We start from the raw sequence: 24960 nt of genomic DNA on the forward strand, positions 1-24960 counted from the left end.
TTGTCGCCCCGCCAAATCGATGTGCTGTTTCGCAAGATCAAAAAGAAAGTGGGTATCGAGGATTTGCACTTCCACGATACTCGGCGCGAGGCGCTGTCCAGGCTGGCCGCGAAGTTCGATGTCATGGATCTRGCCAAAATATCAGGCCACCAGGACCTGCGCATCCTGCAGAACGTGTACTACGCGCCCAAGGTGGACGATCTGGTCAGCAAGATGGATTAACTCGCTAAGGCTTTCTCCCAGGGGATGGGGGTTACGGAATAGGGGATATACAGGGGATGTGCCGGCGTACCATCCTTGTTGAGTCTCAACACGCTCGGCGTGATGCCATTGCGTTTGAGCAGGTGCTTGACCTGGTCGCTGCGGTTCATAAGCAGCCCGTGCTTACCCCAGGCGCAGACAACAAGGCCAGCGCCGGCCGCTGACTTCAGAATGGCCTCGTCATTGTCATTGCCCACCGGATTCAGGTGCTGATAAAGCGCCGCCGGGTCAGTGGAGCGCAGTGCGAAAATGTTGGCCACTCGCAGTCCGCCGAAACCCATGGCGCGGGCGCGCCGCTCGCAACGCTCTACGGTCGGATCGTTCTTGATCTCGTCGGCAGTTGACGAGTTGAGCATGATGAAGGTTATGTGCACCTCAGTACCCCATTGCCGCGTTAGGGTGTAGCAATAGAGCCTGCACTTGGAAAACGTGGCATTGGAGGTCGACGCGCCCTCGGTTTCAGTGAGGGGAATCATGCTGTGTCCTCCGTCTCAGCCTCGGGGCCACAGAACAAGGCGATAGCCTGATCGAGATTTCCGACCATACGTCGGAGATCGTTGCGAAGAGAGGATAATCCGCCGTATGTCTTGTTGAGTCCGAGGTGTTGTACCGCCCGTATGGCCCTTCCGATTTCCTCGCTGTCAGTAAACTCCGTGAGCTTTACGCCAGCGATTCTCTCGATCGTGGCAATGTGATCCATGACACGCTCATATTTTTGAGTTCGGAGTTTGATTTCTCGCTCGATCGTTGTCCGGTCATTTGCGCGCTGCTTTTCAACTTCAGCCCTGACTGCTGCGCGCACCTCATTCTCATCAATGCCACTTGCGCGTCTCAGCATGGCGGCTACGAATTCGCGGGTTACGGGCTTAGATTCGAGCTTTGGTGCAGCCGCGACCTGACGCAGAGCGTCCCCCTTTTGGACCTCATACTGACCCCAGGTAGGAGGTAGTTCACCCTCTCGTATGACCCCTTCCGGGGCTACGATCCACCACCGATCGCAATAACGCTGGACCGGTTCGGATTTTTCCGGATTCTTGAGTTCTCGTATCCAATCACTGCGGCTGACCTTCACCTCGAAGCCGTGGATTTCCAGCCCGCGGCTGGGCCACAAATTGATAGATACCGCATCAGCCCATCGGCGTTGATTGGCGCCGGTGCCATCTGCAACCTCAAAGAAGATGCCCCACTCGGGCGCACAGAAGCGTGCGCGAAGCGCTGCTTTTACCTCGTGCGTCTTCATGCTTCATCTCTCTGCGCGACGGTCAGAGCGACAGCCATATTCCGGACCCAAATAGGTGTCGCTGACAGTTGGAACGTCTCGCCGGTCTGCGCGAGCAAAAGGGTGCGGCCGAATTCTTCGCCGATGGCTCTGGCCGCTGCCGGCGGTACCGCGTTGCCGATGCGTTCGCGCCAGGCCTGATCCGAAAGTCCGTCGAGCTCAAGTTGCTCTTCGGGGTCTATCAGGGACTGGATTGCGGCCAGTTCGAGGGTCGTGAAGGGACGATGCCAGGTTCCGTCCAGCGCGCGGATGATCGTCGCCAGCTTTTCGTCCGCCGCCGGCAGTGCATCAATGCGGGGATATGCGACGCCCCATCGGCCATTGTCATGGCTGGCCGCCGCTGACACGGCGCCGCTGTGTTCATTCCACGGCACCACACCGTAATGCCCACCGGTGAGGTAGTGATCGCCTTTCTCACGGCGCATGCCCGGGCGCGGGTCCGCCACTGAAAAAGCGCCTTGACCCGTGGTGCTGCCGGACAGGACCGTACCTGCAGGGCGGTTCCAGTCGGTTACGAGATACTTCCCGAAGCTCGGGCCAGCGCGGCGAGGATCGGCAACCGCATACGCACCGGAATCGTCGCCTCCGATAACGGTACCGGTATGGCTGTCGAATCGAGTGACCGCGTACTTGCTGAATAAAGGCCGGTTCGGCGGCCGGGGATCGGCGACGCTGCCGTAGCCGCTGCCGGCGGCGAGTTTGCTGGTGATCGTTGAGCTATGTTCGGCCCAATGGCGGACACCATAGGCATGGCCGTCGTTCCAGAGAGAGGACTGACTGAATCGAGGGTCGGCAATCGAGAATGCGCCGTTGGTCGGGCCACTTTCGCTTTGCACCACACCGGTAGGCTGATCCCATCGACGCACGCCCATATAACCCGATCGATATTCGGGCACGATCAGATAGTCGCGCAGCAAACCGTCCTCAACCTCAAGACGGTTCAGGCTGCGCCAGTCTTTTCCGGCCTCGACGAAGGCAAGGCGGACCCAGGTTTTCCATGCCAACCGGGGAACCCGATGCATAGAACCGGCGGACATATCGCCCGGGAGCGGCATGCGTCCAAGGACCGTTCCGACCGCCTGTAGATCGCGTTTCGGAGGTTCGTAGATAAACGGCGGCACCTTCTCAAGGTGCCGAGCGACCAGAAGGAAGCGCTTGCGGCGTTGAGCAAGCCCGCCTAGCTCACCGCAGTCGTGCGTCGTCTCTGCTACGGCGTAGCCATAGGCAGAAAGCAAGTCGCCGATTTAATCGAGCAGGAATCTACCACGGGTCCCGATTCTCGGGACGTTTTCAAATGCGACCAATTCCGGCGGGTCATCAGACCAGGCCTCCAACATCAGCCAGATACCGCGTAACGTCAACCTGTTCAGGGCCTGGTATTTGTCGGTGCGGCTCTTGCTCTCTGCAAGAAGCCCGGAGAATCCCTTGCACGGCGCGCTGAGGAAAACCGCGTTCGGTCGTTCGTTACCGGCGGCACGGCGAATGTCGGTCGGCGTACATTCGCGCCAATCAGCCGGCGGTTCGCAATCATGGAAGGCGATGTACTGGTCCCGATCGAACATGTCGAGGACGGTGCCTTTCACGCCAGCGGCATGCTCGAAGTCCGCGATGGCGGCGGGGTCCACGTCGACGCCACCTATGCAGCGCCAACGTCCCTCAAGGTTCCCGACCCGAGGGGTGGCTTGGTTGAAACCTTTGGCGCCACCGCCAAGGCCGCAGAACAAGTGAAAGTGGCGCATTTCGCGCCGTTCGACAGTCTTATGTTGTTCCATGATGTCCGAGTCTCCTAATTGTTTTTTGAAGATGTTCGCGGGCTAGGCCGCTATCTTTGTGTCCTTGAAGCAGCCCATAGATGGGCTGCGACCCGCCGGCCTTGAGTCATGTGCAGCGGCAGAGCGGACCCGAAGGGTGATCTGGTCAAATCTCCTGGCACCTCTGTTCAGTCATGGATGGCTGTGCGAAGGCGACAAGGCGGCGACTCGACCAGATAGGTTCTGTCGACCAAATCGCCAGACATCTGATTGCCGAACACGGTCCAGCCCGGTGCGGCGCGGCGTCCGAACAGTTCGAGGTAGGGACCGTCGTTGGCCTGTTCGATCATGGTTCGAAACGCTTCCGGCTTGGCGCTGTGCTTGCCGCGCGGAAAGGTCACCGCACTATGCAGGTTGCGGGCTTTCCACTGCGGCTTGCCTTTTCGGCCGAGTAGCAGCAGTTCGTGATTCAATCGCCAATAATTGCCCAGCCCCATCTGCGGCTTAACCCACACCGCCTGACTTTTGAAGTCGAATCCCCAGGCATCCATGATGTCGAGCGCATCTTTCAGGAACCCGTTCGTTGTCCAGAGATGAAGAAAACAGTCGGTATCCGCGAGATCGGGTATCGGCATGGCGGCGATATCCGCGCTGCTCATGGTGTCATAGTGGTTGTCGGTCGCCGCGCGGGTGCCCTGGTTGTCGTAGCGCCAGGGCGGATCGGCGTAGATGACGCGGTATTTGCGCTGTTCGCGGATGAGCACGTCGAGACTGGATACGTGGCGGCATCCGTTTTGAGCGACACGTTCGCCGTCCGTCGGGCGAGGCTTTTGCGAAGCCTTGCCGCGTACCGGATTCATGTCGAAGCCCGTCGCTTCCAACGCTTCTCGGCGCTGGGCGCTGAGCGTGCCATGGTTGTATCGGCGCCGCTGTTCGTTAAGCCAGCGTCCGAGCGGGTCTATTTTCCCGGATGAATCGCGTACGGGAAGGTGGAGTTTGCCGTTGGCGAGCCGGGTTGCGGCCGCGGAGGCCTCGCCCAGGCGCAGGTGCCAGTGCATGTCGTTATCGATATCCTGCATGACCTGAGACCGTGAATGGGTTTCAGGTCATTGTCCGGAGTTCTCGAATAACGCAAGCGCCCAAATAGATCAATATACGGCTGTTATTCGATCAATTTGCGCTTGTCGGATGGCTGCGCGCCGAGTCAGAAGACGATCTGTCCCCCGAGACCGATGCCATAGCTGGCGCTGCCGTTGCTCAGGCCCTTGTCGAAGTAGAGCTGGAAACCGCTGCCCTGTGGGTTGATGTTGTGGTTCCAGGCGACGATCAGGTCCGCCGGTCCGGCGTAACCCTTCTGCTCCGACTGCGAACCGGAGAACATCGCGGTGATGATGTTCGCCTGCGAACGCGGCAATACATAGCTCGCTCCGAAGTCGTAGGTGGCGATGTTCTGCAGGTTCGAGTTCGCCGGCTTGCCGACCAGGCGATAGCCGATGTGGGCGAACGGGAAGGTGTAATACCCCGCGCGGGCGTCGAAACCCAGGCCGGCCTCGTAGTCGTTCTGCCCGGTGCCGAGTCCGGCGGAATGCGAGGCGGTGGCGATCTTGACCTTGGCATAGGGATGGATGCCGATGCGGCCGTCGCGTGCGTGGGTGGCCGAATAGCGCACGGTGAACCATGTATCGCCCATGCCGGAGGCCGAGCGGGTCTGCGTCTGCGTGCCGCCGCGGCTGGACAGGTTGCTGCCGGCGAGGGTGGCTCCCTGCGGGAGCCCGCTGACAGACTCGTAGGCCAAAGTCATTTTGACCCGTAGACGACCCTTGCGGTACTGGGCGTAGATCGGAACGTAGAAGATATCGGGTATCCGGAAGATCGTGTTGATTTGAGATGGAGTTGAGATGACGCATCTTGGCGCCTAAACCGGAATATTGTGTGTATGTGTGTCGACACTGCCACACCCGGCATGAATAGGGTTTGATGCTTGATTGTGCGGATTTCAGCTACACGATTTATAACAATTCACCCAGAGTATGATCAGGCGTGTGAGTGCTCTGTATCAGAAAGTTGACTTAAAATAGGGCACGAGTCGCCTCCATCCGAGCAACACAAATGGCTAAGGCGTGTGAGTTCATCTTTGAATGCAGACAGACTGGAGATCTTGTGCTCTATTTCTGCAAGCTTTGCCTGAGTCAGCCCCAGGACCTGCCGACGCGCTTCATTGGGTGCTGAGCGCAACCGCAACAGAACACGGATGTCATCCAGGCTAAAGCCGGCACTTTTGGCTCGACGGATAAACATCAGCTGTTCGATATCGTGACCATCGTAGTCACGTCGCCCAGCGGCATCGCGCCCGACGGCATCCAGCAAGCCTATTTTGTCGTAGTAACGCAGTGTCTCGGGACTGAATCCCGAGCGCCTTGATGCCTCTCCAATTTTCATCCATACCTCCTTCGGCAAACCGGGGCGACTCAGCTATCACCTCTAGAATCGCCAATGACGCGAGATAACCCGTGAGGTCTTCACCAGTGCGAGATCTAGCGTTTGTCAGCTGAGTGTGTCTGGCAGCGAAATATCATGCCACAAAGCCTTGACTTGGAGTTAACTCCAAGCGTTATAAGTCACCAGGAGACTCGGGTAAAGAGGTATTCGACATGCAGTCGTTCGAACTACAAATCGGTGGCATGCACTGTCATGGCTGTGCGCTGAGGCTTGAACAGGTGTTAAAGAGGGTTTCCGGCGTCAGCGCGGTTAAGGTTTCCTATCAGGATGGTCAAGCTCGATTGATCATCGATCCCGATGCGACATCGCCGGAGAAGCTGGTGGCATTGGTGACCGACGCTGGATTTACGGCAACGACGACATCGGAGGGGCGGCGTCATGACGAACATCGCACTTGATCCTTCATCAGACTGGCACCCTTGGCGAGACGAGCCCACGCAAACACCGCCACTGCGTCGCGTCAGCGCCCATATCGGCGGTCTGCACTGCTCGCTTTGCACGGGAACGATCGAGCAATCACTTGGCAAACTGCCCGGTGTAAAGAAAGTCGCCGTGAGCCTGACCCACGAACAGGCCTTGGTCGAATACGATCCAGCGCTGACGGATCCGGCAGTCTTGATGGGAACGCTTGGCGATATCGGCTACGAACTACAGGATCCGAGGCGGGTCGAGCCGTTCGAAGTGCAGGAACGCCGTCTCGCCAATGAAGGTGCCCGATTCCTGCTGGCGCTTTCCGCCAGCCTGATCGCCGTGGCTTTGATGGCGCCGTCACAGGGCTGGCAACTCGTCCTTTCCGGGCTCGTCTATGCCACCCTGCTTCTTTTCTCATGGACGCTGCTCAAGCCGCGCGGATGGATACGCGCGCTCTCCGGGACGGCCACACTAGCGCTTCTCGGCTTGCTCATCTACGCATTGAAGTTGGATGGCCTATTACAGACCTGGGCGGCACCGTTGACCGCGGCCTTGGCGCTAGGCGTGTTTTTAGGCCCTGGCGGCAATTTTTTGAAGATTGCCTGGCAGTCCCTGCGGCGAGGCATTCTCAATCAGCATGTATTGGTCGAAATCGGCGCTGTAGCGGGCATCATCGGCGGGGCCCTCGGTTTTGTTCTACGGCTGCCCCATTACCCTACGGCGGCTTTTTTCGGGGTCTCGGTGATGGTGCTGACCTATCATCGCTTTTCCGAGTGGCTTTCATTGATCGTGAAGACGCGCAGCTCCCAAGCGGTGCGAAAACTGCTCGATTTGACGCCGCGTACGGCGAGACGAGTGGGAAAAAATGGACACGAAGAAACCGTGCCGGCGGAGACGCTTGCGATCGGTGATCGCATTCGTGTGCGCCCCGGTGAAAGGATCGGTGCCGATGGCCGGGTGCTGGAGGGGCATTCTTCGGTGGATGAATCGCTGTTGACCGGCGAGCCCCTTCCTGTTGAGAAAACGACCGGGACAAGTGTCGTCGGTGGTGCCATCAACGGGCCAGGCATGCTGCTCGTCGAAGTAAGCGCTGTAGGTGACGACAGTTTCCTGGCTCAAGTAGTCCGCAGCGTCGAGGAATCGCGCGCACTAAAGCCCGGTCTGCTGCATCTGGTGGACCGTACCCTACGCATTTACACGCCGCTTGTTCTGACCCTTGCCTTGCTGGCCCTGCTAGGGTGGCTGCTGGCAACCTGGCTGATGAGTGGCACACCGGATGTGGAGCGAGCGGTCTTCGCTGCGCTTTCCGTACTGGTCATGGGTTATCCCTGTGCGGTCGGGATTTCGGCACCTTTGTCGATCGTACGCGGGGCTGCCGATGCAGCAGAGGCTGGCGTGCTGATGCGTACGGGCGAGTCTTTCCAAGCGTTCCGCCAGACAACGCTCGTAGTGTTCGACAAGACCGGCACACTTACCGTCGGGCGTCCGCAGGTAGCCAAGCTCATGCCAGCCTCAGGAGTGGACGAGATGCATATGCTGAGCCTGGCGGCATCGGTCGAGATGGGCTCGGAGCATCCGCTTGGGCATGCGATCATAAATGAGGCACTGGAGCGCGGGGTCGCTTTGGGCGAGGCGTCGGATTTCAAGGCGATAGCCGGCTTGGGCATAACAGCCAAGCTCGGTGATACCCAGGTCCAGATTGGTAATGCCGAATGGTTGCGAACGCAACAGATCGCCATTCCTGATGATAAGGCCATCAAGAGCGCGCAAGCGCTGGGGCATACGGCCGTTGGCGTGGCGGCTGCGGGTCTTTTCCAAGGCTGGATCCTGCTGGGTGATGCCTTGCGCGAAGATGCCCGCGAGACGATCCAGGCACTGAATCGTCACGGCATCCGCGCTTTGATGTTGACGGGGGATCACCCGCATACAGCGGAAGCGGTCGCTAAGCAATTGGGCATAGAAGAAGTCTATGGGCGTGTCCTGCCTCAGGAGAAGGCCGAGCGCATCCGGCAATTTCAGGCGTCCGGTGCCCATGTCGCCATGGTAGGCGACGGCATCAATGATGCGCCTGCGCTGATGCAAGCCGACACGGGGGTTGCCATGGGGTCCGGCACGGATATCGCGATCGAATCGGCCGATATCGTCGTTCTCAACAACCGGCTCTCATCGATTCTGATCGCCTGGCAGATCAGTCGTCGGAGTTATGCGCGTATGGTCCGTAATGTTTTGCTGGCATTCGCATTCAATGGCCTTGGCATACCTGCGGCGGCGACAGGACTCGTGAACCCCGTGTGGGCCATGACGGCAATGGCAGTGAGTGTTACCGCGATTTTCGTCCACTCCTTATGGGGCAAACCTGCCATATTTTTTTCAGCCGTCGGCAGTGTCGGCACGAAATCTGCTGTGCTATCGCAAGATGCCATGAGTACTCCAAGATGAAAACAATTCGCTTTCGTCTTGATAACGATGCGGTGCGTATCGGCGTCACATTGATTGCACTGGCCCTGCTGTTCTTTGCGGGGGAATGGGTTTATCACACGGTTGGTTGGCTATTGTTTAAAGCCCAGGGAACGCCGGTCGTGCCCGCTCCGCTGATCCTGGCCATTGGGGTTCTTGGTGGTGCCGCCTCATTTTTTTCGCCTTGTAGTCTCGTGATTACACCCTCCTTCCTCATGTATTTCGTGGGCAATAGGGCTTCAATGTCTGTTGACATGAAACAACATGACCGCAGCCTGTTCATGGCGTCATTACTGATCGCATTAGGTATCATCGGTTTTTACGGCGTCGCCGCCGTGCTGGTCGGCATGATTGGCCCCGTAATCTATCGGTTCCTGATCTACTTGATTCCTGTAGTCGGCATACTTTTCGCAATCTTGGGCTTTGCGCTGTTGATCGGAGGTGCCGCCGCATTGAGTGGTGCAGCGCGGTTTTTACCGGGACGGCGCTACTATGATCGGTTGCTGGCGGGTGCGGCGCAGGGACGGCGGCGTGATCTTCTGGGTTTTGGCGTGGCCTACGGAGCGGCCGCACACACGTGCACCTTGCCCGTTTTTTTGGGGGTCATCATGCTACCGCTCGCCGCAGGTGTCTACTGGCTTGCCGCCTTGGCCGTGCTGCTCTATGGAACTGCCATGGCAGGCTTGATGCTCCTCATGCTTGCACTGGGTCAGCCCGCCGTATTGGCCGTGCGACGCCATATCGGTCTCTATTTGCAGCCGGCTACCGGCATTCTGTTTCTATTGACCAGTGCGTACTTATTTTATTATTTCCTGTTGAATTTCGGGCTTATATCGGGAATCTAAGGGGGGGAGAAATCATGCATCAATCAGTGCGCATCCGTCTCGCGCCGGCCGCCGCATCACTACTGGTGGTATTTGCTTTGCCAGCGATAGCGGCAGCATCCGCCCCATCTGGTACGACGCCGGTTTTTAAGTTGATAGAAGGTAAAGCCTGGTCGTCCTATCCCTACTCGCCTCCGGTTCTCCATATTCCGGCAGGCAAGACCGTCGCACTCGAACTCACCGACAACATCGGCGGCTGCGGTCTCGTGACCGTATTCCCGCATCTAGGTCCTCAGGGGAAAACGGTGTCCATCCGCGTGCCGGTCGGAGACACGAAAAGAATCTTGATACACGCTCCCAAGCCAGGGAAGTACGTTTATCACTGTTCTGAAAACATGTGGTATGGAGAGATCGTGGCCGAATGATTCGATGTGACTGACGAATCCATCAGCGACTGCCTCGTAGCCTAGCGAGGATGAACGTTATCGTGCCCGCGACCAGACACTGGAAGCTTTTGTAAGATTGGCGGCCTGGTGCACGCAGCAGCCACCGGGGCATGCTCGCACGGGATGGTCTAGCCCGAATGTTTCATAAACCCGCCAATTCTGCCCAGCATCTCACTTGCATGTCTGGCTTTTCAGCCTGCTGAGTCAGATCGGTACCGCAACGTTGCCCTGGAAAGTGTACGCGCTCGCCGGTCACGGAGCCTGCAGCCGGAATTTCAGCGTCGAGGCGTGCCGAGGCCCGCGGGGCTTGCCCGGATGGATGCGTTTCGCGGGTTACACACGGCGGTGTGTTTCAGGGTATGGCTGGAGGTCGGGCGAGATAAAGCAATTCGGTCACCCGGTGCAACAAGTCTTTTCACCGGGCAGCTGCTCGGCAGGTCCAACTTGATCCGATCCTTGTACTGCACGACGCGCACCGCCCGCTTGAACAGCTTCTGGATAAGGGTCATGGACTGCGCTTTCACCAGTTCAGTGTGGCACAAGGTGTTCTCACGCAGACTGTGGATCAGGGTGTAGGCGCACACAGGCGTAGAACAGGCGCATGTGATGGCCGAAGAAGGTGTGATTGGACGTTCGATCACTGGCCAGGTCGTTTTTGATGGCCTTGATGAAGTTCTCATCCTGGCCCCGGGCGTAGTATAAATCCCAGTACAGCGTCTCAGACGTCGGGTTGGTCAGCGACGTCTCGACGAAACGCGGGTTGTCTCCTAAGCCCATCACCTCGGCCTTGAACACCAACCGGTGGGCCTGAGCTCGCCGTTGCTCATGCAGGGCCCGCGCTTTCGCGAGCAAGGGCTTGGCCGCGGGCACAAGCGCCGGGTTGCCGGCCAGGCCGAAGAGGAAATCCATCTGCGCATCCTCTTCGCACAGGGCCATCAATTCCGGGTTGGAGAAATGTCCATCCCCGCGCAGGACGATGTGGGTGTCCGGCCAGGCTTGACGCAGCCGGCGCACGACCCGACCGATGATAGCCGCATTCTCACGCCCGGTGGGGCGCTTGCCGGGACGCAGCACCGCCGTGATGAGTGCGCCGGAGAGCCCCTCGAAGAGAAACAGCGGCCGGTAGCAGTGGCTGCCATAATAGGGGTTGTAGAAGGCCAGTTCCTGTTGCCTATGGGTGCGGTCGTCGGAATGGTCCATGTCCAGGACAATCACCGAAGGCGGGTCGGCGTAGCGAGCAATGAAGGCCTCAACCAGGGTCTTGGCCAGACGATAGATGTCCTTGCGGGTGAGCCCATTCTCCAGGCGCGAGAACGTGGGCCCGGAGGCCAGGTCGTTGTCGGTATCCAGCGGCGCGCGCCCGAGTGCGAGCTTGAAGGCCGGGTCTTGGCGCAGATCGTTGGCGTCGTTGCCATCGGCATAGCCGCAGGCGGTCTGGAAAATGCGCTGGCGCAGTAGATCGGCCAGGCAGTCGATCAATCCAGTTTGCCGATCGACACCGTGCAGCAGGAGTGCGCCGAAATCACTCGATACAGCACCTCCCTCGAAGTCGGCACGGACGGTGAAACCGGCCAGGGTGGGGAAACAGAGCTGAGTCGGGGCGACATCACTTATGGGCGGTCTCGGTTAGGCTTCGCCCGAAGCGTTATTATCGTAAATTTTTATTATATCAGTTAGTTAAGCGCCCGCCCTTCTATTTATGAAAAATGGGTATCCGGAAGATCGTGTTGATACGGGTCTAGAGATCGCCGTTTTCAATCAAGGATATCAATGTTGATATCTGAGCGCCGTAGTTGGTTTCTCGTTCGATGTCGATAATCCTTGAAAAGGTTTTGTACGCGAACATCGAGTCTTCCATCGTTGCTCTTCGCTTGGGATATTTGGGTTTCTTGACTGTATGTACCCCTTCGGTGAAAAGGATCTTTGCCCGAAGCGCCTCGAAGCTATAGCCGCGCCCAAGACGATTCATCACCCGAATCAGGTTGTTCAGACTTTCCGTATAGGCGTTGGTGATCGGGTGATCGAAGTAGTTGAAGATCTCCGTGTGCCAGTTACCGATGGCCGTGAGAATCGGCTTGAAGGCATCTCTCATCTCATCGGATAGACTCCCACACCAGATCTCATAAGCACTTTCCGCGTCAGGCCGGTTGTCCATATCCCAGATGCCATAAAAAGCTTCCTTAGCATCGTAGGCCGCCCCCAGCGATGGGTAGTTGACAGTCCAGCCCGAGAGCTTCAGGTAGTCTTCGTCGGAGATGTCACGGCGGCGTTTGAGCAGCACGAAACGATCGTGCATCAAGCCCCTGCGCTGTCGTGAGGTAAGTTCCACTCGCAAGTTCTTGCGTACAGTGTCCAGACACTGATTCGCCATCCGCACGACATGAAACTTGTCGATGACGATTCTGGCCTGTGGGAATACCGTGTTGACGGCGTCGCGATATGGATTCCACATATCCATTGCGACATACCGCACCTTTTCCTTATCGGGTAGCGTTTGCAGGCGCTTGATCACGGTCGGCTTGTTGCGGTTAGGCAGCACCTCGACGATGGTTTGATGCTCGATATTCGAGATCACGCAGCGCGGTTTCTTGACGATGTAGATCTCGTCGATGCCCATCCATCTCGGCGTCTCGAACCGGACTTCCTTCTCCAACCGGTTGACATAGGCGCGAAAAATGTTGCGGATGCTCTTTTCGTCGAAGCCTACGTCCTCGGCGATACTGGCAAAGGTGCGGCGTAGTGACTCACGCTCGATGTATTGCACCAGTCGTCGCGTCGCTTGCCGGCGATCATGCATCTCGGGCAGCGGTTCCATGAAAGTCTTGCCGCATTGTTTGCAGCGTAACCGTCTGCGGTCTACCCAAATACCTACCCGCTTGCCGCGCACGGGGGCGTCCATGAAGAGTTGGCGCTTGCGTCCGAAGCCCACGGTATGAGAAGAACCGCAGTCAAGACAATATTGGCTGGAGCCGTTGCTGGTTGCCTCAATGTGATAATCATGTTCGGATTCTTGAACCGAGTCCTGCTGTAAATACTTGAGATTCAACAAGTCCATCTAGAGCATCCCATGCGAGCAGGCATCGTCAGCCGCGGCATGCAGCCACGTGAAGGCTGCCATTTTCCCCAAACGAGCCTAATGTCTGGGTGCCAGCATGATAATGGCCACCCCCATTAGGGCGACGAGGTTGCCGATGACATCCCACAGACCGAGACGTATCCCTTCGCCCCTCATAGCCAACCGATAGTGACGGCAATGTATCCGCCGCCATACGCGGCGTAGGTACGCCCAGCCGCCGTAGGGTGAAGGGTCAATAACCAAGCGAAAACAGCGAGCGAGGCTGCCGCTGGCAATAGCAGCCAAGGATCTCGGCCACGGCCGTGTGGCCACGAACAGGACAGAATGCGTAACAAGTTGAGTTCACTGGCGAGCAACGGCAGGTCGTTTCCAGGTGCGGGCATGAACGTCCCCTGGCTGCGACCGAATACGCGGAAAACCTTCCTGAGGATTGAACCCGGATGATCCATATCGCGTGCCGCGAGAGGCATCGCCTCAGGCAGCCGGTTGTGCCGGACTCAGGCCGGGCAGGTGGCGGCGCAGGGGGCGCAGGGCCACAGCCGCGAGCAGAAAGGCGCAGCCCAGTTTCGCCCAGCCTGGCAGCAACTCAGCACTGGCCTGGATCTGGGCCGTGATATTGATGTTCAGGGCATGCACCAGGGCATCGGTCAACAGACCGAATCCAATAGCGCAGGCGCTGATGCCGCCGACGTAGATCAGCACGAAGCGCCAGCCGAATACCTTGCGCAAGGCGCCTACCGTGCCCAGATTGGTTGCCGGTCCCGCCAGCAGGAATACCAGCACCGCGCCGGGCGAGACCCCTGCCAGTAGCATAGCAGTGGCGATCGGCGTGGATTCGGTCGCGCAGACGTAGAAAGGCACACCGACCAACAGCATCAGCAGCATCGCCATCCAGCCACTGCCGTAAGCACCCAGTGCAGCCGGCGGCACCAATGTCATGGTTAAACCCGCCAGCGCGAGGCCGAGCGCCATCCATAGACTGAACTCATCCAGTAGGTCGGTGACCGCATAGCGAATCCCCGCCATGCTGCGCCACCCGAGCGAACCCGTGTTCGTATTCAAAGCGTGTGCGGTCGATTCGTAGCCGCAGGACGAATCGTTGCAGTCCGCTTGTGCAATCCTCGCCGGCTTGACTTCAGTACTGCACGCACTCGAACACGTTTGTGATCCGCAGGCGTCGATTCCGACCCGATCTGGGGCAGAACCCGGCACCCGCCTTGCCTCCGGTTCGGCGAGATTGCCCAGCAGGCCAGTCACGATGGCGCTCAGGATGGCGCTGATCGGACGAACGATGGCCATGAACGGCCCCAACAGCGCGAACGAAATGGCCACCGAGTCCACGCCTGTCTCCGGGGTGGCGATCAGAAATGACAGGGTCGAGCCTCGCGAAGCCCCGGCACGGCGCAAACCCAGCGCGACCGGTATCACACCGCAAGAACACAGCGGCAGTGGCGCGCCGATCAGCGCGGCTTTGGTGACCGGCCACAAACCGCGACCGCCCAACCAACGCCCCAGCCGGTCTTGCGGCACCCATGCCTTGATCAGGCCAGCGCATATCAGCCCGAGCACCACCCAAGGCGCGGCCTCCAGGTACAGCGTCCAAGTGTTCGCGATCCACTGTGCGAGGGTGTGAAGAGTGGTGTCAATCAGGTTCATCAGCGGTTTCCACACACATGCCGCGCACCGCCGCATTCAGGGCGGGCAACGGCGACTCGTCATTCCAGCGGTAATAGACCATCTTGCCCGCGCTGCGCATGCGCAGCCAGCCCTGGCCGCGCAGAATACGCAGTTGCTGTGAAGTCGCCGCTACGCTCAGGCCGAGCAGGTGAGCCAGATCGCAGACGCACAACTCCGCCTCGCGTAAAGCGCGCAGGATCATCAAACGCTTGGGATTACCCAGCATTTTGAACAATTCGGCGCTGGCCGCCAGCTGTTCCGCCTCGGTCGCCAGAGCAGCCTGAACCCGGGTCACGGTGCGCGGATGAAAGCATTCCAGGGCGCAGACGTCCGCTTCGGTTGCAGTAGGGGTAGAGGGTTTATGTTTCATGTTTTCGAATATAATTGAATGAGTCTTGGCACGCAAGCATGAACCGGACACTCAAAGCACCGCACGGCATACAGCCGGCAGCGGCTCGAATGGAAGGAATCGGGCGCTTGGGGCATCCATGATTGCATGATGGAGTCAACACGATGAAAGCAATCGGCTCCAGGCACTACCTGCCTCTGGACGTATGGCTCATGCCCCTAGCCTTGTCGCCAGCGGGCTTGGCCGTAGCTGCACCTGCGCCGCGCAATTACTTGAGAGGCGCTCTCGACCCTTATCTGCTCTGCGGATGCATGCGAACAACCCGTGGATTGGTATCCCTTGGGGGGGGCGGCGGCGCTGGAAAATGCTCGACGGGAAAACAAACCGATCTGTCTATCCATCGGTTATCTGGCCTGTTACTGGTGTCATGTGGCCGACCGCGAGTTGTTTTCCGATTCGGCTATCGCCCGCCTGATGAATCGCTGGCTCGTGAATATCTTGGTCAACCGAGAGAAGCGCCCGGACATCGACCGCGTCTGTCAACTCGCCGCAGTGGTCATGAACGGACAGGGTGGCTGGTCCAGTAACATTTTCCTCGCCTCTAATCTGAAACCGTTTTCCGCTGCCGTATATTTTCGCCGCATATCAGCGCATTCGGTCAGTCGGATTTCTCCAGGTGCCATGTCGCATCCTTCAACCACGTTCAGATTTACTGATAATCCTGAGGTATCTCTTAAGGTTAACCAATCATGGACCTCATCCTGCCTCAGGCAGCGGCCATTTGGTGTGACGAATCCCCTGCATGGGAATCCGGTATTCGGTCTGGAAATGGTCCACCTGGAGTGTCACATGATCGATATCAAAATGCTCAGCAAGCAGTTCACTCAGGCGTCGACGCACTGCATGGCACTCTCCGGAGCAAGGCTTATCGCCGGATATGAGGACGTGGGCGGATAGGGCAGTAAAGCCAGATGTTATCTCCCAGACATGCAGGTCATGCACCTCGAAGACACCAGGATCTGCAGCCAGTGTGTGACCGATTACATCCGGGTCCACTCCCTTGGGGGCGGCTTCGAGAAAGACGCGCCCCGATTCTCTGAGCAGACTTACCCCCGCACGCAGCATCAAGGTCGCCACCACTAAGGCAGCGAGAGCATCGAAACGGTAGAAATGTGTCCAGTAGATCAACGCGCCGGCAATCGCGGTGACAATGAAGGCGTACAGATCGGTGAGGATGTGCTGAAAGCTGCCTTCGACGTTGAGACTTTCCCGATTGGCCTTGCTCATTGACCACGTTGCCAACAGGTTAACGACAATACCCACCAGGGCGATCCAGGTCACGAGAAGTCCATCGACCGCAGGTGGCCAGATCAGGCGTCGCACCGCCTCAATCAGGAACCAACCAGCCAATGCTACCAATGTTAGGCCGTTGATCTGGGCACTGAAGATTTCAGAGCGTTTGAAGCCGAAGGTAAATCGCCCTCCTGCAGGCCGCTGTGCCAAACGCATTACAGTCAGCGACATCGCGATTGCGCCCGCATCGGTGAGCATGTGCCCTGCATCAGATATAAGTGCCAGCGAGGAGGCCATCAGACCCGCGACGACTTCGACTGCCATAAAGGCCAGCAGCAACGCTAGAGCGATCGTCAGATAGCGCTTGTCAGCATCCGGACCGATCGAATGGGTATGGTGGTCATGCGCATGCCCATGGTTATGGCGGTTAGAGTCATGTCCGTTCGCATCGTGTTCATGAGAATGGGTATGGGTATGCATCACGTTCGGCACCTCTCCGAGTAGCTCGCCCAGGGCGAGGCCGCGTGCTTGGGCACCGCACCTGGCATGAGTTGCGTTGATTTCTATTATTACCGTTCGTCTCCAGTTTCTTCAGCGACGTGGATCGTCATATCGCTAAGTACCCGACGCACGTGCTCATCGTTGACTGTGTAGAACACCTGTTTGCCACGTCGCTCGGCACGCATGAGGCGCGCCGCCTTCAGCAGACGCAAGTGGTGACTCACCAGAGAGGGGGTCAGGCTAAAACGATCGGCCAGATCCTGGACGCAGACCGCTTCCTCAAGGCAAGCACAAATCAGTCGCAGCCGATTGACGTCGCCCAACAGGTGGAACATGCCGGCTAATTCTTCGGCTTGCTCAAAAGTCGGTTCCATACTCATCGAATAGTTCCACGTCGAATCAAAGTAACGATTGAATAGTTGTTCATATATTAATGATGAAGCTCTATGATATCAACCGCCCCGACGGGAAACCCGACGCCGGGCATCTCTACATGGATGCTGGGGGAGCTGGTCTGGCCCTTCCGTGTACTGGCTTGTCACAAATCAGAAGGCGCTGCGGACTTACTGGTGAAACGGGAAGTTCGGTTGCGTCTTGGATAGTCGCCACACATACACACAATATTCCGGTTTAGGCGCCAAGATGCGTCATCTCAACTCCATCTCAAATCAACACGATCTTCCGGATACCCCAACTAATAAACAGGAAGGAATCGACTATGAACCTGGGCCTTCGCACCATCACCGCTCGCATCGTGGCCAGCATCATCGTGGCCGCCGTCTTCGCCGTCGCGGCCGTGCTCACGCCGGTCTGGTTCGGCAGCGTCATCCGCTCCGATACACAGCTCAGCCAGCAGGAGAACTCCCTGCTCAATGCCCTGCAGCGCATGAGCGGCGCAACCCTGCGGGCCGGCATCGCCATCCGCGACAATGTGCTCAACATGAACCTCACCACCATCGGCGGCGTCTCGCCGGACGTGACGCAGAAACTGATGACCAACAGCCTCAACGGCCAATACGTGAACGCGGCCACGAAATACCTCGCCGAGGCGGACGCGAATTATCAGCAGGCCATCAAACTCGCCGCCAACGATCCCCAGCTCGCGAGCAAGATTCAGCATGTCGGCCAGCTCTGGAAGCGCAGCGAATCGGACTATGCGTCCGTGGTGCATCATCTCAAAACGCTACAGTTTGCCGGTGCCATGAATGTACTCGTGACGCGCGCCTACCCGCTGTCCGAACAGATCGGCAGCGAATTGCTCACGCTCACGCAGTTGGCACAGCAGCAAGCCGAAGCGGCTAATCGACGGGTGCATGACGATCTACGACTTTCGAGCATCTTTAGCCTGAGTCTGCTCGCGCTCGCCCTGATCATCGGCACCGTGCTGGTCGGCATGGCGGTCATGAGCATGCGCACGCGGATGCGCCTCACGGTCGAGACCATGCAGGACATTGCCCAGGGCGAGGGTGATTTGACGCGCAGAATGGCCTCGCGAGGACGGGATGAACTGGACCATTTAGCAGATGCGTTCAACAAGTTCGTCGAGCGGATCCAGCAGGTGGTAGGACAGGTGGCGGGTTCGACGGCGCAGCTGGCGGCGGCCTCGGAGCAGCTGTCGGCGACGAGCGAGGAGACCAGCAACCACGTACGTAACCAGCAGAGCGAGACCGACCAGGTGGCGGCGGCCATCAACGAGATGTCGGCGACGGTGCAGGAGGTGGCCAAGAACGCCAACGACGCCGCGCGCGCGGCGCAGGAGGCGGACGGGGCCACGCGCCAGGGGCGGCAGGTGGTCGAAAGCACCATCAGCTCGATCAGCCAGCTGGCCGACGAGGTCGAACAGGCGGCGCAGGTGATCCATGCGCTGGAGAACGACAGCGCGCAGATCGGCCGGGTGCTGGAGGTGATCAACGGGATCTCCGAGCAGACCAACCTGCTGGCGCTCAACGCCGCGATCGAGGCGGCGCGGGCGGGCGAGCAGGGGCGCGGATTTGCGGTGGTGGCGGACGAGGTGCGGACGCTGGCGCGGCGGACGCAGGATTCCACGGAGGAGATCCGGGGGATGATCGAGCGGCTGCAGGGCGGTTCGAAGAGCGCGGTGGCGGCGATGACCACGGGTCGCGAACGGGCGCAGGCGAGCGTGACGCAGGCGCAGGAAGCGGGGACGTCGCTGAACACGATTGCGCAGGCGGTGACGCAGATCAACGACATGAACGCGCTGATTGCGAGCGCGGCGGAGGAGCAATCCTCGGTGGCGGAGGAGATCAACCGCAACGTCAGCAACATCAGTCACGCCACGGAACAGACGGCGGCGGGTGCCCAGCAGACGGCGACGGCGAGTGAAGATCTGGCCAGACTCTCAGCAGAGCTACAAGTGCTGGTCAATCAGTTCAAGGTGCAATGATCAGGACGCCGCGTTTCGTCCTATCTTGAGCTATACATACCGCCCGCCATCGTGGCCATAATGACGGTCGCGATGAAAGGAAAATACGGATTCAGCACCATTGAAACACGGCTTTCCGCTCTATATGTAGAGGGGCATGTAGGGGTCAACGGATTCTTGCCAATGCGTCGCTCAGGTACTTCGACTTAGACAGCATGCCATGTCAGACAATATCCAACAGCGCCATAGCCCACCTGCCGGCGACACCCAGCGTTTCTGGGGTGTGATGACCTTCTACGAACGCTTCGAGCAAGTCGTGGCGCTGATTTTGACCACCGTCATTGCGGTCATCATCGTGATTGCGCTGTGGAATCTGATACGCCAGGTATTCTCCATGCTGGTAACGGGAACCCTGAATCCGCTGGATCACAGTACGTTCGAGACCGTGTTCGGCATGATCATGACGCTCCTGATTGCGCTGGAGTTCAAGCATTCCATATTGCGGGTACTGGAAAGACAGGAACATATCATTCAAGTCCGAACGGTGATCTTGATTGCGCTACTGGCGCTGGCGCGCAAATTCATCGTTCTGGATATGGGGAGCATCAATGCCGCGGCACTGGGCGCGCTCGGTTTTGCGTCACTGGCGCTCGGCGTCGTGTATTGGCTGCTCCGCGAGCGTCATGACCGCGCACAGGCGCAAGCAAAAAAGCGTACCCAAGGATCTGGAGACATCGGATAACCCACCTTTCTCGCGCGCACATCACCGGGATCGACCTTTCTATCCTGAGACAACCTACCCGATCCTGAGCGGAGACCGTATCCGTTCTATATAATCTGACCGCGGCTATGCCGGAGGGTCAATCATCCAGTTGCCGCCGACGCGGGCCTCGGTTGCGAATGCTAATGTGGACTCAAGGTAAGCAAGGTAAGGGTTGGCTACGCAGGGCGGGCTTTCTCTTTTTGCTCTTTTTGCTGGCTCTTTTTTACGGTGTGCAGTCATGGCGCGATACCCGTTGGCATGTCGAACAAGCCCTGCGGGCGAGCGTACGGCGTGGTGCAGAGGCCGAGGCATCTTCCTTGACGCACTGGTCGGCTGCCCTGCGGGCTATGGGCAATTTTCTGGCACTGGGAAACGATCTCCGCCCCGCGCAAGTGGATACGCGCATCATCCTGTTCCAGTCGGCCTATCCCGACAGTGTATTGCCGATCTTCGTCCTCCAAGCCCAAGATGGGCGCTTGCTGGGCGCGTCACCGATTGTCGGCCGCGCGCAAAGCCCCTACTTGCGTATCGCGCACCGTCTATGCCCGCTCAATCGTAACGCGTCGGTCACGCTGGCGGCGCCCGTCCACTTACCGCATGAACTCGTATCCGCCGGTCAGGACCAGGCGTTGCCTGCCTGTGCACGCATACGCGATGCCGGCGGCGATCCGATCCTGGATGTGTATGCCTTGCTACCATGGCCTCCGACTGCGCTGGCGACCCATCGTGATCTTATTGCCGGCCATCAGCCGATCTACCGGCTGAACTGGCGCGGACCGGGTGCGAGGCAAGTCTCGCATAGCGAGCAGGCCGAGGGCGAAGGCGCCCGCCGTGAAGCAGGCCAACCCGAGTTTCCATTACGCCGGCATGCGTCGACCGGCATTCGTATCTGGACACAGCAGGGTCGCTTGTACGCACAAACCTCTGTCGCGGGATTTCCCTTGAGCGTGACCGCCAGCCTGCCACGCGCGGTGATCTGGCGCGAATGGCTGCTGCAGGGCGGCGCCGGCGAAGGGGTGGTCTTGCTGTCCCTGCTTACGCTTGTGCTGGGTATGAGCGCCAGGCGCTCTACCCGTATCGCGAAGTCCGAATCGCAATTGCGCACCTATTACGGCGCACTCAAGGATATCAATCAGGCTCTGGTTGCCTTGCCCGAACCAGAAAAGCTGTATGCCAAGGTCTGTGCGCAATTGGCGGAAAGTGCTGACTTGCCGTTGGTATGGATCGGCCTGATCCAGGATTCGCGGGTACATGTGCAAAGGGCCGCGGGCCCTGCCCGGGGCTACGTCGATGGTCTCGAGATTGATCTCGCTCCGGACAGCCCATCCAGTCGAGGGCCGGCTGGCGAGGCGCTACGCAAGGGAGAGACCGTGGCCGTGGCGGATCTGTGGGACAATGCCGGTTTTGCGTTCTGGCTTGAGCGCGCCACACGATACGGGCTGCGAAGTGCCGTGATGACGCCTTTTACAACCAAGGCGGGGCAGCGCGGTATTCTGGCCGCTTACGCGCAAAGACGACATTACTTTACCCCAGCCCTGGTCGAGTTGATGGAGGAGCTGGCCCGCGATGTCGCATTGGGGCTCAACCAGTACGAGCATGTGCGGGAGATCACGCGCCTGAGCCAGCAGGATTCGCTGACCGGGCTGCCGAATCGAAGCTACTTCATGCGTATGCTCGAACAGGCCCTGGCGCGTGCCGGTCGTGCCGAACGGTTAACCGCCGTAGGGATACTCGACCTCGATTATTTCAAACAAATCAATGACAACCTCGGGCATCAGGTCGGCGACCAGGTACTCCAGATACTCGCAAGGCAACTCAAGGAAGCCGTGCGCCAGGGAGACACCGTTGCCCGGCTGGGCGGGGACGAATTCGGCATACTTTTGGAGGGCGTTTCTGGCACGGTGGAACTTGAAGGTATTGCACATCGACTGCTCGAATCGGTACGCCAGCCGATACGTATCGAGGGTATCGGGCATGAACTGAACACGGATGCGAGCCTCGGATTCACGCTCTATCCGCTCGACGACAGCAGTCCCATGGAGTTGCTTCGTCATGCCGATGCGGCGCTTTATGCCTCCAAGGGAGCTGGAAGACGTCGCTGGCAGCTATTCAGTCACCTCATGGCAGACGATGCCCGGCTCGAATATCAAGTCTATCGCGAGCTGCCGAACGCGCTCGCCAGCCAGGCGTTGTTTCTCCACTATCAACCGCAAATCGACTTGGCGACGGGCGCGGTGATCGGGGTCGAGGCATTGGTTCGCTGGCGGCACAACGGTGACGGTTTCTGGATGCCCAACAGCTTTATCCCCATCATTGAACGGGATGCCGCCCTTTCGCGTCAGCTGGGTCGATTTCTACTGCACAGCGCGGCCACGGCCATCGCGCGTTGGCGGTCCGATCATTACGCCTTCGGTCGTGTGAGCATCAATATCTGTGCCCGGCATTTACAGCACTCGGCCTTCCTGGACGATCTGGATGAAACCCTGGATCGTTACCCGGGAACGGCCGCCTATCTGACCCTGGAGTTGACAGAAACCCAGGCATTGGCCGATCTGGACAAAAGCGCGCGCGTGCTGGGTGAGGTCAGAAAACGCGGCATACACGTCTCGCTGGACGATTTCGGCAGCGGATACGCCTCGCTGCAGCACGTGCGCGAATTGCCGCTGGATGTGATCAAGCTGGACCTGCAGTTCGTGCAAAATCTGGAGCACGATACCGAAGCGTTCGCGGTCGGCTATGCCGCGCTGACACTGGCCGAAATCCATGGCGCGAAAGTGGTCGCGGAAGGCGTTGAGGAGGCGCGTGTCGTCAGCCTGTGGCGCCGACTCGGCGGTGAGGTGATCCAGGGATACTTCTTTGCCAAACCGATGGGCGAACGTGACTGGCTTGACTGGCTCGCTCGCTACCGCCCAGCCGCGCGCTACGCTGAAATTCCACGCTGGCGTCCCACATTGGATGCGCTGGTTTTATTGCGGACTTTGCCCTATCACAATCAATTGATGATGCGGTTCCGCAAACAGGCATGCGCGGATCATAAACTATCGAAGAATGACCTTGCCGAACTGGCGGCGAGTTTGAGCGCGCCATGTCCCCTCGGCACATGGCTGAAAAGCGAGCAGGCCGTTTCACTTGACACGGTTAGACTCCAGCAATCGCATCGATTGCTCCATCGGCAGTTGCTGGATTGGCTGGCGACGCTCTCGACGGGTTCCCCGAACAGCACATCAGTGGAGATTGACGCTGTTTGGACCGCTTTCGTAGACGCACTGGATGAGGTCATTGAACAGATGGATGCTCGCTTGCGACAGGAGGCGTAACAATCAGAGGCGGCCGGCCATGATACAGCGTTGAGCTTATAGATCACTCGTTGTCAGTTCCTCGAATATCCAGTCAGCGCGCTGTTCGGCTGTCCGCACTTTCTCGTAAGCCAAGCGGGCTTCATCGCTCCACTTCCCATGCTCGCGGGCAATTTCTCGGTAAGCGGACTCTCTTTCCCGCAAGATCGATTCCGCCCGCCTAAGTTGTTCCAGTAATCTTCCCCGAGGTGACGCCGCCATTCCCTGTCATCAAATCATGTCTGAGTGCGCCACATTAATCAGTTTATAACGCTGAGCGTTGCAAAAAAAACCCGCCAACAGGCGGGCAAAAACCAATGCAGTGACCGGGGTTGGAGGGAGGGCCACCGCAGCGGGATCTTCCCATGCTTCGGAGTGGCACACAATCATGTGCTCACTATCTTCTCGCGCGCTGGGAAACAGGGTTGCCGCGTACCTGGTCAGCGCACGGAAATCTTGACCCGCATGCACGAAAGAGGCGTGCAACGGGAACATGCAAAGACTAACAGGGATGCACATATCAACATTGATCCTCTTGCTTCAACAAGGCGAATTCTAGACTCCCGTCAACACCATTTTCCGGATACCCGATATTTTTATATTGCTGCGCGAAAGAGGCAATAAGGGTTCAATGATTGTGTATTGCTACAAGGTGATTTCCATACGGAAATGAAAACAATGTAAACAGGCTTTAAGGTGTCTCCACTTCGTCTGTGTGTAGCGCCAGAATCAACGGACAGGTCACCTTTTTTCCGCCTTTGCGGCATTGATCGAGCAGGTTTGCCAGCGTCACTTCGATCCGGTGCAGATTCTGTAGCCGCGTCCGCACATCGTTTAAGTGCTGGGCCGCCAATTCGGCCGCCGCATCGCATTGCATCCCCTCATCGAGTCGCAGCAGATGGTGGATTTCGTCAAGGCTGAATCCCATCCGTTGCGCCGACTTGATGAATTTCACCCGCGCAACATCCTCGGCTGAGTAGTGCCGAATACCCCCTGGCGGGCGAGGCGGTTCGCGCAACAAGCCCCTGCGTTGGTAGAACCGGATCGTCTCCACGTTGACGCCGACCCCTGAGGCCAGTTGTCCGATGGTCAATGCGGTAGCTATAGGTTCCATTGGCCTTGACTCCGTACATTAGTACGGCAGTAAGTTTAGCCTACCGGAGTCCACCAAGCACTTACGAATCGTCACCCAGGAGGTTCTGCCATGTCCGTCATCACCCGTATCGTCGACAAAACCGGTGTCATCGGCGCCATCGTCGGCAGTTTCAGTTGTGCCATGTGCTTCCCGGCAGCCGCGAGCTTGGGGGCTGCGATCGGATTGGGCTTTCTCAGTCACTGGGAAGGCCTGTTCGTGCATTGGCTGATTCCGATCTTCGCCAGTGTGGCGCTATTGGCGACCCTGGCGGGTTGGTTCTCGCACCACCAGTGGCAGCGCACGCTGCTGGGATCGATCGGTCCGGTGCTGGCGCTGATCGGCGTGTTTGGGCTGACCCATCATTTCCTCGCCAAGGATCTGGCGAGAGGGATTTTCTATACGGGTCTGATCGTCATGTTCCTGGCCTCCATCTGGGACATGATCAATCCGGCCAACCGCCGCTGCGCAACGGACGGCTGCGAAACGCCCACTCAACATGGCTAATCACGAGAATCCTTTG

The 24960-nt window shown here is 58.6% G+C and carries 22 protein-coding genes and 3 pseudogenes; 10 read left to right on the forward strand and 15 right to left on the reverse strand.

Annotated elements, in window-relative coordinates; all coding sequences use genetic code 11:
• The coding region (locus THPRO_RS15895) for a tyrosine-type recombinase/integrase (protein WP_145930905.1) at positions 1 to 222 on the forward strand (222 nt) is incomplete at its 5' end.
• Here THPRO_RS15895 and THPRO_RS15900 read toward each other — a convergent pair.
• The 7 genes from THPRO_RS15900 to THPRO_RS16480 form a co-directional block, all read right to left on the reverse strand.
• A complete protein-coding gene (locus THPRO_RS15900; RefSeq protein WP_038094158.1) occupies positions 219 to 737 on the reverse strand; it encodes a DUF1643 domain-containing protein in 519 nt (172 codons plus the stop codon). The two genes, THPRO_RS15895 and THPRO_RS15900, sit on opposite strands and share 4 nt — an antisense overlap.
• Positions 734 to 1501 carry a hypothetical protein gene (locus THPRO_RS15905; RefSeq protein ID WP_065089640.1) on the reverse strand — a complete coding sequence of 256 codons (768 nt, stop codon included), beginning with the start codon at positions 1499 to 1501 and terminating at the stop codon, positions 734 to 736. Before THPRO_RS15905 ends, THPRO_RS15900 begins: the two co-directional genes overlap by 4 nt.
• Entirely contained in the window at positions 1498 to 2775 is a 1278-nt protein-coding gene (locus THPRO_RS17135) for a DNA cytosine methyltransferase (protein ID WP_236717300.1), read from the reverse strand. The genes THPRO_RS15905 and THPRO_RS17135 overlap by 4 nt, the downstream gene beginning before the upstream one ends.
• Before the next feature lie 9 nt (positions 2776 to 2784).
• A complete protein-coding gene (locus THPRO_RS17365; RefSeq protein ID WP_236717299.1) occupies positions 2785 to 3312 on the reverse strand; it encodes a hypothetical protein in 528 nt (175 codons plus the stop codon).
• A gap of 167 nt (positions 3313 to 3479) precedes the next feature.
• On the reverse strand, positions 3480 to 4370 hold the full coding sequence (locus THPRO_RS16475; RefSeq protein WP_082954722.1) for an MT-A70 family methyltransferase: 891 nt from the start codon (positions 4368 to 4370) through the stop codon (positions 3480 to 3482).
• A gap of 125 nt (positions 4371 to 4495) precedes the next feature.
• Positions 4496 to 5092 carry a hypothetical protein gene (locus tag THPRO_RS15920; RefSeq protein ID WP_201787028.1) on the reverse strand — a complete coding sequence of 199 codons (597 nt, stop codon included), beginning with the start codon at positions 5090 to 5092 and terminating at the stop codon, positions 4496 to 4498.
• Positions 5093 to 5325: 233 nt separating this feature from the next.
• Positions 5326 to 5730, reverse strand: a complete 405-nt coding sequence (locus THPRO_RS16480) for a heavy metal-responsive transcriptional regulator (protein ID WP_145923204.1) — start codon at positions 5728 to 5730, stop codon at positions 5326 to 5328.
• 212 nt (positions 5731 to 5942) lie between these two features.
• On the opposite strand from THPRO_RS16480, the gene THPRO_RS16485 reads away from it, so the two are divergent.
• The 4 genes from THPRO_RS16485 to THPRO_RS16910 are packed head-to-tail and all read left to right on the forward strand — an operon-like array spanning position 5943 to position 9907.
• Entirely contained in the window at positions 5943 to 6188 is a 246-nt protein-coding gene (locus THPRO_RS16485) for a heavy-metal-associated domain-containing protein (RefSeq protein WP_082954321.1), read from the forward strand.
• Entirely contained in the window at positions 6169 to 8640 is a 2472-nt protein-coding gene (locus tag THPRO_RS15925) for a heavy metal translocating P-type ATPase (protein ID WP_038094127.1), read from the forward strand. The genes THPRO_RS16485 and THPRO_RS15925 overlap by 20 nt, the downstream gene beginning before the upstream one ends.
• A complete protein-coding gene (locus tag THPRO_RS15930; RefSeq protein ID WP_065089036.1) occupies positions 8637 to 9503 on the forward strand; it encodes a cytochrome c biogenesis CcdA family protein in 867 nt (288 codons plus the stop codon). The genes THPRO_RS15925 and THPRO_RS15930 overlap by 4 nt, the downstream gene beginning before the upstream one ends.
• A gap of 14 nt (positions 9504 to 9517) precedes the next feature.
• Positions 9518 to 9907 carry a cupredoxin domain-containing protein gene (locus THPRO_RS16910; RefSeq protein ID WP_145930641.1) on the forward strand — a complete coding sequence of 130 codons (390 nt, stop codon included), beginning with the start codon at positions 9518 to 9520 and terminating at the stop codon, positions 9905 to 9907.
• 373 nt (positions 9908 to 10280) lie between these two features.
• Here THPRO_RS16910 and THPRO_RS15935 read toward each other — a convergent pair.
• From THPRO_RS15935 to THPRO_RS15955, 5 genes and pseudogenes are all read right to left on the reverse strand, one after another.
• Positions 10281 to 11542 (reverse strand): annotated as a pseudogene (locus tag THPRO_RS15935) (IS1380 family transposase).
• A 124-nt stretch (positions 11543 to 11666) separates the two neighbouring features.
• Complete coding sequence (locus THPRO_RS15940; RefSeq protein ID WP_065089037.1) at positions 11667 to 12983, reverse strand: ISL3 family transposase; 1317 nt, start codon at positions 12981 to 12983, stop codon at positions 11667 to 11669.
• 78 nt (positions 12984 to 13061) lie between these two features.
• Positions 13062 to 13387: pseudogene (locus tag THPRO_RS15945) on the reverse strand (YnfA family protein).
• A 91-nt stretch (positions 13388 to 13478) separates the two neighbouring features.
• Positions 13479 to 14660 (reverse strand): SO_0444 family Cu/Zn efflux transporter, encoded by a 1182-nt coding sequence (locus THPRO_RS15950; protein ID WP_052064744.1) that lies wholly within the window; start codon positions 14658 to 14660, stop codon positions 13479 to 13481.
• A complete protein-coding gene (locus tag THPRO_RS15955; RefSeq protein WP_052064743.1) occupies positions 14647 to 15051 on the reverse strand; it encodes an ArsR/SmtB family transcription factor in 405 nt (134 codons plus the stop codon). Before THPRO_RS15955 ends, THPRO_RS15950 begins: the two co-directional genes overlap by 14 nt.
• Positions 15052 to 15354: 303 nt before the next feature.
• Between THPRO_RS15955 and THPRO_RS17545 the strand changes: the two are divergent.
• Positions 15355 to 15675, forward strand: a pseudogene (locus THPRO_RS17545) (DUF255 domain-containing protein); the annotation flags it as partial.
• A 111-nt stretch (positions 15676 to 15786) separates the two neighbouring features.
• On the opposite strand, the gene THPRO_RS15960 reads toward THPRO_RS17545, so the two are convergent.
• Complete coding sequence (locus THPRO_RS15960; protein WP_052064742.1) at positions 15787 to 16803, reverse strand: cation diffusion facilitator family transporter; 1017 nt, start codon at positions 16801 to 16803, stop codon at positions 15787 to 15789.
• A gap of 89 nt (positions 16804 to 16892) precedes the next feature.
• The gene (locus tag THPRO_RS15965; RefSeq protein WP_201786905.1) at positions 16893 to 17204 is read right to left on the reverse strand and encodes an ArsR/SmtB family transcription factor; all 312 of its coding nucleotides are present in this window, start codon (positions 17202 to 17204) and stop codon (positions 16893 to 16895) included.
• A 338-nt stretch (positions 17205 to 17542) separates the two neighbouring features.
• On the opposite strand from THPRO_RS15965, the gene THPRO_RS15970 reads away from it, so the two are divergent.
• The 3 genes from THPRO_RS15970 to THPRO_RS15980 all read left to right on the forward strand — a co-directional run bounded on the left by THPRO_RS15970 (position 17543) and on the right by THPRO_RS15980 (position 23287).
• Entirely contained in the window at positions 17543 to 19228 is a 1686-nt protein-coding gene (locus THPRO_RS15970) for a methyl-accepting chemotaxis protein (RefSeq protein ID WP_065089906.1), read from the forward strand.
• Between the two features lie 199 nt (positions 19229 to 19427).
• Positions 19428 to 19949, forward strand: a complete 522-nt coding sequence (locus THPRO_RS15975) for a phosphate-starvation-inducible PsiE family protein (RefSeq protein ID WP_052064736.1) — start codon at positions 19428 to 19430, stop codon at positions 19947 to 19949.
• Positions 19950 to 20170: 221 nt separating this feature from the next.
• A complete protein-coding gene (locus THPRO_RS15980; RefSeq protein WP_161490012.1) occupies positions 20171 to 23287 on the forward strand; it encodes a putative bifunctional diguanylate cyclase/phosphodiesterase in 3117 nt (1038 codons plus the stop codon).
• A 709-nt stretch (positions 23288 to 23996) separates the two neighbouring features.
• On the opposite strand, the gene merR is transcribed toward THPRO_RS15980, so the two are convergent.
• Entirely contained in the window at positions 23997 to 24419 is a 423-nt protein-coding gene (gene merR / locus THPRO_RS15990) for an Hg(II)-responsive transcriptional regulator (RefSeq protein WP_038094066.1), read from the reverse strand.
• A 90-nt stretch (positions 24420 to 24509) separates the two neighbouring features.
• On the opposite strand from merR, the gene merC reads away from it, so the two are divergent.
• Positions 24510 to 24944 carry an organomercurial transporter MerC gene (gene merC, locus THPRO_RS15995; protein ID WP_038094069.1) on the forward strand — a complete coding sequence of 145 codons (435 nt, stop codon included), beginning with the start codon at positions 24510 to 24512 and terminating at the stop codon, positions 24942 to 24944.
• Positions 24945 to 24960: the final 16 nt, after the last annotated feature.

The organism is Acidihalobacter prosperus (assembly GCF_000754095.2).
Lineage (GTDB): Bacteria > Pseudomonadota > Gammaproteobacteria > DSM-5130 > Acidihalobacteraceae > Acidihalobacter > Acidihalobacter prosperus.